This window comes from Tateyamaria sp. syn59 (assembly GCF_007995245.1).
Taxonomy (GTDB): domain Bacteria; phylum Pseudomonadota; class Alphaproteobacteria; order Rhodobacterales; family Rhodobacteraceae; genus Tateyamaria.
The window spans coordinates 1-1,227 of sequence record NZ_VCBA01000053.1 but is presented as its reverse complement, the minus strand read 5'-3'; the positions used below and the strand labels follow the sequence as shown (position 1 = coordinate 1,227).

Here is a 1,227-nt window from a genome sequence, read left to right as displayed (position 1 = left end):
GGAGCAGCCCCCTGAAAGTGGTCCACCAACTGGGATAGATTATCCCGCAAATTGGAGGATCAGCGATGGCTGGAAAACGAGAGAAGCCCGAAGAGATTGTATCTAAGCTTCGGCAGGTTGAAGTTCTGCAAGGACAAGGCGCAACGATTGCCGAGGCAGTGCGCGAGATCGGCGTGACACAGCAGACGTTTTATCGATGGCGGAAGCTTTATGGCGGGATGCAGCGATCGCAGCTTGCTCGTCTGAAAGAGTTGGAGAAGGAGAACCTGCGTCTTCGTCGTGCGGTATCCGATCTGACGCTGGACAAGCTCATCCTGAGTGAAGCAGCGAAGGGAAACTTCTGAGCCCTTCCCGCCGTCGAAAATGCATCGACCATGTGCAGCGGGAGCTTGGCGTGTCCGAGCGCCGCGCCTGCCGCACACTTGGTCAGCACCGCTCCACGCAACGCAAGGTGCCGCACGGCCGTGCCGACGAGCAGCGTCTAACCGACGACATCATCGAGCTGGCCGACCAGTACGGGCGCTATGGATATCGCATGGTCACCGGCCTACTGAACAACGCGGGTTGGCATGTGAACCGCAAGCGGGTCGAGCGGATTTGGCGACGTGAAGGGCTGAAGGTCCCGCAGAAACAGAAGAAAAAGGGACGGCTCTGGCTGAACGACGGATCATGCGTGCGTCTGCGACCCGAGCGTCCGAACCATGTCTGGTCCTATGACTTCGTCCAGGATCGCACAGCTGATGGCCGTGTCTATCGGACGCTCAACATCATCGATGAATATACGAGGGAGGCGCTGATGATCCGCGTGGATCGCAAACTCAACTCCACGGACGTGCTGGACGCGTTGACCGATTTGTTCATCCTGCGTGGCCCGCCTGAATACATAAGGTCGGACAATGGCCCGGAATTTATCGCCCAGAAAGTACGGGACTGGACCGCCGCCGTCGGTGCCAAGACGGCTTATATCGAACCCGGATCGCCCTGGGAAAACGGATATTGCGAAAGCTTCAACGCCAGGTTCCGCGATGAACTGCTCAATGGCGAGCTGTTCTACACCCTGCGGGAAGCTCAAATCTTGATCGAGCAATGGCGCATTCACTACAACACGGTCAGGCCACATAGCTCATTGCGCTATCGTCCGCCTGCGCCCGAAAGCATCGTACCGTTGCATCCGAGGCCCACGATGCACTAACAATCAAACCGGACCACCCGATGGGGGCACGCCAA

General features: G+C 58.0%; 1 protein-coding gene. It reads left to right on the top strand.

Going from position 1 to position 1,227, the window contains the following annotated elements; all coding sequences use genetic code 11:
* Positions 1–65 precede the first annotated feature (65 nt).
* Positions 66–1,192, top strand: a protein-coding gene (locus FD715_RS22385) for an IS3 family transposase (RefSeq protein ID WP_147115501.1) whose coding sequence is annotated in 2 segments (ribosomal slippage) — positions 66–330 and positions 330–1,192 — 1,128 coding nt in all. Because the reading frame shifts where the segments join, the coding sequence is not laid out codon by codon here.
* Positions 1,193–1,227: the final 35 nt, after the last annotated feature.